Annotated in this window: 9 protein-coding genes; 2 read left to right on the top strand and 7 right to left on the bottom strand. The window is 30.8% G+C overall.

What is annotated here, in order from left to right:
• Window positions 1–263: 263 nt before the first annotated feature.
• From AB2369_RS09255 to isdE, 5 genes are read right to left on the bottom strand one after another with little or no spacing between them, the layout of a single operon-like run.
• Window positions 264–1,481, bottom strand: coding sequence for a coproporphyrinogen-III oxidase family protein (locus tag AB2369_RS09255; protein WP_367666198.1), 1,218 nt, complete (start codon window positions 1,479–1,481; stop codon window positions 264–266).
• Complete coding sequence (locus tag AB2369_RS09250; RefSeq protein ID WP_367666197.1) at window positions 1,468–1,989, bottom strand: flavodoxin family protein; 522 nt, start codon at window positions 1,987–1,989, stop codon at window positions 1,468–1,470. Before AB2369_RS09250 ends, AB2369_RS09255 begins: the two co-directional genes overlap by 14 nt.
• A gap of 24 nt (window positions 1,990–2,013) precedes the next feature.
• Complete coding sequence (locus AB2369_RS09245; RefSeq protein WP_367666196.1) at window positions 2,014–2,796, bottom strand: ABC transporter ATP-binding protein; 783 nt, start codon at window positions 2,794–2,796, stop codon at window positions 2,014–2,016.
• On the bottom strand, window positions 2,796–3,767 hold the full coding sequence (locus AB2369_RS09240; RefSeq protein WP_367666195.1) for a FecCD family ABC transporter permease: 972 nt from the start codon (window positions 3,765–3,767) through the stop codon (window positions 2,796–2,798). The genes AB2369_RS09245 and AB2369_RS09240 overlap by 1 nt, the downstream gene beginning before the upstream one ends.
• A gap of 11 nt (window positions 3,768–3,778) precedes the next feature.
• Window positions 3,779–4,657, bottom strand: a complete 879-nt coding sequence (gene isdE / locus AB2369_RS09235) for a heme ABC transporter substrate-binding protein IsdE (RefSeq protein ID WP_367666194.1) — start codon at window positions 4,655–4,657, stop codon at window positions 3,779–3,781.
• A 125-nt stretch (window positions 4,658–4,782) separates the two neighbouring features.
• Between isdE and AB2369_RS09230 the strand changes: the two genes are divergently transcribed.
• Window positions 4,783–5,448: a helix-turn-helix transcriptional regulator gene (locus AB2369_RS09230; protein WP_367666193.1), complete on the top strand. Its 666-nt coding sequence runs from the start codon at window positions 4,783–4,785 to the stop codon at window positions 5,446–5,448.
• Window positions 5,449–5,516: 68 nt separating this feature from the next.
• Here AB2369_RS09230 and AB2369_RS09225 read toward each other — a convergent pair whose 3' ends face one another.
• A complete protein-coding gene (locus tag AB2369_RS09225) occupies window positions 5,517–6,089 on the bottom strand; it encodes a DUF6385 domain-containing protein (protein WP_367666192.1) in 573 nt (190 codons plus the stop codon).
• Between the two features lie 53 nt (window positions 6,090–6,142).
• Window positions 6,143–6,721 carry a DUF6385 domain-containing protein gene (locus AB2369_RS09220; protein WP_367666191.1) on the bottom strand — a complete coding sequence of 193 codons (579 nt, stop codon included), beginning with the start codon at window positions 6,719–6,721 and terminating at the stop codon, window positions 6,143–6,145.
• A 259-nt stretch (window positions 6,722–6,980) separates the two neighbouring features.
• On the opposite strand from AB2369_RS09220, the gene AB2369_RS09215 reads away from it, so the two are divergent.
• A complete protein-coding gene (locus tag AB2369_RS09215) occupies window positions 6,981–7,583 on the top strand; it encodes a hypothetical protein (protein ID WP_367666190.1) in 603 nt (200 codons plus the stop codon).
• Window positions 7,584–7,850: the final 267 nt, after the last annotated feature.

Genomic DNA, 7,850 nt, shown 5'->3' with positions numbered 1-7,850 from the left:
ATGTTCTATTTCAACATTATCATAACCTATTGCTTTTATCAAATTTCATTAACATCTACTGGTTTATCTGAAGGAAGATTCGTTCTATCTAGATTATTATCTATAAATAAAAATCTATTCATCCATAACTGTTAATATTATTTAATTACATCTACATATGATTAAAGAGTCTATAAAAATAATAGGCTATAATGCACAAATTATACTTTTGTGATTATAACCTATTATTTTTATAAAGAAAGATTCCTTCTATAATTTAATTCTTATGTTAAAAGCTCTAAAAACTCTTTAGAAATATTATTTCCCCAAAATAGTCCTTCTCTTGTTAATAAAACCTTATCTTCCTTTTCTACAGCAAGTTCTTTTTTCTTTAAGTTCTCTATATATTCAAATATCTTCTCTTTTCCTTCAATCATTGAATAACTAGTAGGAATTATACCCCTTTGAAGTTCCCCTTTTATTCTAGAGAGTTCTTTATACATAGGGCTAAACAACATTCCTTTTCTCTTATTAAACTCATCAATAGAAGCTCTGTAATCCTCTAGGTTCACTGGATTCATCATCATTATATCATTAAGACTACCTCCAGCAGCGGCTCCTAAAGGTAAGGTATCTTCCCCATTATGTCTACTTAATATATACTTATATTTATCTCTCTTTACCATTTTAGTTAACTCTAAAAATTTATAACCTTCTTTTTCACTATTATCTCCTATAAGGTTAAAGAATCTTTTATCAGTATCTAAACCCTCTGCTGCTCCTAGGGATGAATTTTTCATATTTATAAGAGAGTATAATGAGAATCCTGCTAAATCAAGGTCATATATCTTATGTAAATCCTCTAAAAGCTCCTCACTATTTTGATTTTCATAGCTATAAATAAGATCCATGTTTACATTAGAAAATCCAGCTTCTTTTAATTTTCTTAGTCTATTATAAGCAAAATCTCCATCTCCTTTTCTTCCAAAGAGATTTCTACCTCTTTTTGAAAAGGTCTGTACCCCTACACTGAATCTATTTACCCCTTCTTTATAAAACATGTCTATCTTATCTTCACTAAGCTCTGTCACTGTAGTTTCTATGGTAAACTCAGCATCATCAGTGAAGGAGAAACTACTTTTTAAAGCTCTTAAAATTTCTCTTAATCCATTAGTTTCTAAAGTAGTTGGTGTTCCCCCTCCAAAGTACACTGCATCAAAAGATGAGTTTTTTATATAGTCTAGTGTGCTATAGTTTTCCATCTCTTTTATAATAAGCTTATGATAATCCTCTGTAGGATTACTTAAACTTCTTCTCATACTGCAAAATGTACATATTTTAGCACAGAAGGGAACATGGATATATATTGAAGATTTCTTTCTAGCTTTACCTTCTTCGGATATATCTCTTAAGTATTCATTTAAATCCCTTGGGCCTCTTGCTAGCTTTTCCATTACTGAGGCTGAGTCATGATGACTTTTAGCCCTTTTATTTAATTCCATTCTCTTTCATTCCCTTTTCAAATATTTCTTTTGCTTTTTCTATATCATTTTCATCTGGATGTTTTGCAGCTATTTCATATCTTTTAAGCTTTTCCTCTGTTACATAATGAGGATGTCCTTCTGGGAAACTCTTAAACATCTCTACAAGTCTTTCATCTATCTTTCCCTGGCATATAAACTCACATATTACCTCATTGTTATTACTATTTAATATGTTAACCCCATTTTCTAAGGATTCCCTGCCATGAGGAGAATCTGGATAAGCTCCAAGGGTTGCAAAAACTCCTACCTTTTTATTTTTTATACTCTCCATAAATACCTTAGCTTCATCATTTGGAAGAGCCTTGTCCACCCAATATCCTACAAAGATACAATCATACTTATCTATAGACTCCACCTTATTTATTGGCATAAAATCTGTTATATCCTTTGGCATAATCTGATTTAATCCCTCTGCCACCTTCTTAGTATTCCCTGTTTTACTTGAATAAGTTAATAATATATTCATTTATAATCCTCCTTAATATTAGATTTAAATACATACTTTCATCGGAATAAAGTAACATTCCCCTGTGACGTTACATAAATTTATAAATCCTTGAACCTTGTATACTTCTCTTAAAAGCTTTTCATTAATAACCTCTTTAGGCTCTCCGAAAGCTACTATTTCACCTTTTTTCATAACTATTACCTCATGGCTATATTTCATAGCTTGATTTATATCATGAAGCACCATTACCACTGTTATGTTATACTTTTTATTTAACTCTCTAACCAAGTCTAAAACTTCTATTTGATGAAATATATCAAGATAAGTAGTTGGTTCATCTAAAAATAAAACCTTAGGTCTTTGTGCTAGTGCCATGGCTATCCATGCCCTTTGTCTTTCTCCTCCTGAAAGCTCCATTACAACCTTATCTCTAAATTCCGTAAGCTTTGTAGCTTTTAATGCCCAATTTACTATTTCCTCATCTTCCTCATTATTTGCTTCAAAATAACCTTTATGTGGAATTCTACCATAATACACTAATTTCTCTACAGTGATATCATCAGGGCAATAGTTATTTTGGAATACTGTAGCAATAGCCTTTGATATTTCTTTACATTTTAAAGTTTGTATATCTTTTTCTTTTAAATACACTTTACCTAACTTAGGTTTATTAAGATTACATAAAAGGCTCAGTAAGGTAGATTTCCCGGAGCCATTTGGTCCTATAATTGTTGTTATTTTACCTTCTTTAACTTTTATACTTAAGTCTTCAATAAAGTTTTTTCCCTCAACATATGTAAAGCTTAATTTTTTTGCCTCTAACATTACCTATCACTCCTTCTTAAAAGATAAAGGAAGAATGGTCCTCCAATAACAGCCATAACTATTCCTACTGGAATTTCATAAGGTGCAGCTATAACCCTTCCAAAGGTATCTGCCAATAATAAGATAAGGGCTCCAAGCATTGCACTAAAGGGTATTAATTCCTTATGGTCTGATCCTATTAGCATTCTTGAAATATGTGGAACTACAAGGCCTATAAAACCTATGACTCCCACTATAGATGTAGAAATCCCTGCTAAAAACACAGCTACAGCAGATATAAGTATTCTTTGAATATTTACATTGAATCCTAGATTCTTAGCTGTTTTATCTCCTAATAAAATTATGTTACAACTCTTATATAATGGAAGAGCTAGTCCTATGCCTATTAATGAATATATGAATAAAATATAAACATCATTCCATCCTCTTGTGGAAATATTACCATTTAGCCACATAAGAACTCCTGAGATTTTATCGCTATTTAATATGGATAGCATACCTGAAATTCCACCTAAAACAGAATTTACTGCTACTCCAGCAAGGACTATTCTTACAGGAGATAAACCTTTTTTCCATGCCAAAGAATATATTAAAAAGCAGGCAAAGGCTCCTCCAATAAAAGACATAAGAGGCATAGCAAAATATAATTTTGGAAAGTATAACATTACGAATATGGCAATTACACTAGCTCCTGCTGATATTCCTGTTATCCCTGGATCTGCTAAAGGATTCTTCATAACAGCTTGAAGAAGTACTCCTGAAACAGCCAAGTTTCCTCCAACTAATATAGCTATTAATATTCTTGGTAATCTTAAATCTCGTACTATTCCTACGTCTCCAGTAGCTTCACTAAAAAGCCCTTGTATAATCTCACTAAAGGGTACCTTTACGCTTCCTATATTTATTGAAAAGTATATGGCTATTAAAAGTAATGCAAAGATAGCTAAAAAGTACACCCTACTTTTTTTCATAAAACCCCTCTTTACTTATATAGAATTTTTGATAATTTTTCTAATGCATCTATGGTCTTTAAATTAGCAGTCATTCCAAAATAACCATTCTCTAGTGTTACCACATTATCATTCTTAACTGCCTTAAAGTTTTGCCAAGCTTTGTTATCCTTGAATTCTTTATCAACCATAGCCTTTGCTGCTTCTGCCTCTGCATGAGTTAAAACTAAAATCATATCTGGCTGCTCCTTAGCTAAAACTTCCATATTAACTGGAATAAAAGGTGCCTTACCATCTTTTATAACATTTTCTCCTCCAAGCTTTTTAACCATATCTCCAAGGAAGGATGTTTCTGTTCCTATCATAAAGTTTCCTGGAGCACCAAACATTATCATAACCTTTGGAGCTTTCTTACCCTTTACTTCTTCCATAACCTTTTTTTCTCTCTCTTCAATGTCCTTTAAAATCTTCTCCGCTTCCTTTTCCTTACCTCCAATAGTACCCATTTCCTCTATGCTCTTTTTATATCCTTCAAAGGTCCCTAAATCTAAAAACTTAGAATTTATCTTACTATCTTCTAAGGACTTTTTAAGATCCTGTGATAAGGTTCCAGCAGATACAAACAGTGTAGGATTTAATGACTTTATAACCTCAAGATCTGGTTTCATAGGATTTCCTATCTCTTTTACTTCCTTAAGTTCTTTTGGAAGTTCATAAGCTGTAGTAGGCCTTCCAACTAGCTCTACCCCCATATTATTAAACATTTCTGCTACCGCTACAGTACCAGCAACTATTTTTTCTTCCTTCTTACTTTGTGATACCTCTTTTGTTTTATCATTATCCTTAGGTGAACATGCCAACATAGTTGTTATGGTTAAAGCAGTTAAAATCATGGCTAAAACTTTCTTCATTTATTATTCCTCCCATTTATGGTATAATTTATTGATATTGATTATCAATCTTATTCTAATATATATTTTGTAAAATTATTTTAAGAATATTGCTAAGTTTTTTAAGAATATTAAGGAGAATTTTTATGGATATATTTTTTAATCATGGAGAATTATGTGTTAAAATCATTAATCAAAACTTACAAGATGCCATAAATATTTATGATAAAAAAGTAAATATTGTCCTTGGTAGAAACAATGATACTTTACATCTTAAAAAGTTTATATACTCAATGAATACGTTTATTTACAGCTATGTTTGTATCAAATTAAATATATCAGTGTCTAATTTATGTAAAAGAAACATGGATCTTATAGAGAATTGTTATTCTAAAGAAGAGCTCATTAAATTAGGAAGAAATATAGTGAAGTCCTATATTAGAACCCCTGAGGACAACATATTAAATCCACAAAATTCTTGCATCAAAAAGGCTTTATTTTATATACATAGTAATCTTCATAAAGAAATTACTTTAGCACAAGTTGCAGATTATATTCATATAAGTAGGACTTACCTTTGTCACCTATTTAAAGAGAATACAGGATATAAGTTTTGTGACTATGTGAATAACGCAAGGATAACCATGGCAAAGGAGTTTTTAACTAATACAAACTTTAACTTAGATATAATTTCATTAAGATGTGGTTTTAAAAGTCAAAGTCACTTCTCCACCACCTTTAAAAAGTTTGAAAATATGACTCCTAACCAATATAGAAAAAGTAATATATTAAAAACCTCCAATATTCAATAGGAGGTAAAGGTCACTTCCTAAATCTAAGAAGTAACCCTTTAATTTATTCAGGTAAATAACCCATAATATTAAGCCCTACCATTATAATAGATTATGACAGAAGTATTACCAGAAGCCACCACCCTTAGCCTTGCGAATTTCATAGGTAAGGTAACTGATGTAATATTATTAGTTGATGCTGGTACACTTTGTGCTGTTGAATTATCCACATAGTAAATATCATTATCCACTGGTGCCACCTGAAGAGTAACTGTTATACTTGAAGCTCCAGTATTTCTAATAAAATAACTATTTTCTCTATATTGTGATATATTTTTAGTTAATAAATAAACTGTTCCAGTAGCTACACTTGTACTTAAGGTATCCTCTACAAATCCATTACTGCTAACCTGTACTGAATCCTGAGTTCCACTAAGATTTCTAATATCTAAATCCGTGGCTGTAACCGCTATAGAATCCTGGGATGAGTTTAAATTTCTAATATCTAAGTCTGTAGCTGTTACAGTAATACTACTTAATGGCGAAAATAAAAACCTTCCACTAGAATCCACAGAAATAGGTTTAAACTCACTTCCAGATACCCCATAGACCGTTGCCTTAAGTTCATTTGCAGCATTATTAAATACTAAATAATTAGCCATTATTTATCCATCCCTTTATATTTTAATATAATAATATTTTATTTAATCCTAAACTAAGACCTTGCAAAATAGTTTACAGTTACACTACCTAAGAGTACAGCTGTAACCTTAATCCTTGCATATTTCATAAGAACACTAGGTCTAAACACCCTACTCCCCCCTGCTAATAAGTTAAAGCCACTTCCGTCATCCACATAATAGGACTCACTATCAATAGGGGCAACCTGAAGGGTTATTGTAACTGCAACTCCTCCTGTATTTCTAACTAAATAACTATTATTTTTATAGTTACTAATATTCTTAGTCAGAAATATACGAGTTCCGAGAGCTACAATGGTTCCAGAATCGGAATCCTCTGCATAAGTTCTATTAGAAATTTTAACTGAATCCTGACTTCCATTTAAATTTCTAATATCTAAATCAGTGGCGCTTATTGTCACACTATCCATGGATGAATTTAAATTTCTAATATCTAAATCATTTGCTACAATACTCTCACTTAATGAAGAGGATAGAATTAACCCTCCACTTGAATCTGTACTAAATGGTTTAAGATTCCCCCCTATATCTGACCCATAAACAGCTAGGTTAAGTTCACTAGGTGTATTATTAAATATAAGAAAATTTTTCATGGTATCCCCCTAATAAATAATCCTTGTATACCTATAAGCTTTTTTATCTAATACTTTTGAATTTCTCTACTCTAATCAATATATTACATCTTTAAAATATATGTTCCCTTACTCTTTATAAGGGACTTCCATAATTATATAATAAATGTAGATTAATTCTTAAATAGAAAAATTATATATTTATTCACATCATATAAACTTATGTAGCAAATAAAAAGGACAAGCAAATTTATATAAGAATAATTTTAAGGAGATTACAATGAGATTAAATGAAAAAATTAATAATATACGTACACTACCTGAAAAGTTAAACATTAAACATGAAGTTATATTTTCAAGCTTAGTTCTATTTCTTGGATTAAGTTTAGGACTTATTGCAAAAACATCAGATAGCATATCAATCATAGGAGATATAGGGACTGAAATTGGTATTTGGATATTCATTGCCACACTTATCGCTTCCTATAGCATGCATCCCTTATCTGCTTCTATAAATGTTCCTATATTTTTTCTAGGAATGTTATGTACTTATTATACTTATACCCATTTTGTTTTAGGATTTTTTCCTAGATCATATTTTATTATATGGCTAATAATAACTTTATTTTTTACACCTATTGCTGGATTTATTACGTGGTTTTCTCGTGGCAAAGGGATCATATCTATAGTTTCATCGTCTTTACCAATTGCTTTACTGCTTGCCCATGGCTATCCAGCATTATATACTCAGAGAATTAGTCTGTATATTTCCTTAATTTGTGGAATTATACTTAACTTAATTTTACCTAGAACACCAAAAATGAAGATCTTCGTATTTAGTTTTTCACTGTTACTGGCAATATTTATTCATGTTTTAATATAATGGTTTTATTTCACATATGAAAAACTTAGTTTAACAGAGATAATTTTTGCCTTATTGCTACTAGCTTGTAACACCCCATCCTCTTAAAAGTCGGGGATAACAGTTACTACGCCCTTAAATTAACTCATCTACACTTCAGATGAGCTGGTGAAAAGAACAATATCTTAAGGAAGATTCCTTCTATAATGAAAAAGACACTAGAAATCTTTAAATAAAATGTACCCTATAGAGTAGACAATTTAAAAAAAGTCTACCCTATGGGGTTTT

The organism is Clostridium sp. (assembly GCF_040797585.1).
Lineage (GTDB): Bacteria > Bacillota > Clostridia > Clostridiales > Clostridiaceae > Clostridium_Z.
The sequence above is the reverse complement of the archived record's forward strand: the minus strand, read 5'-3'. Positions and strand labels throughout refer to the sequence as shown.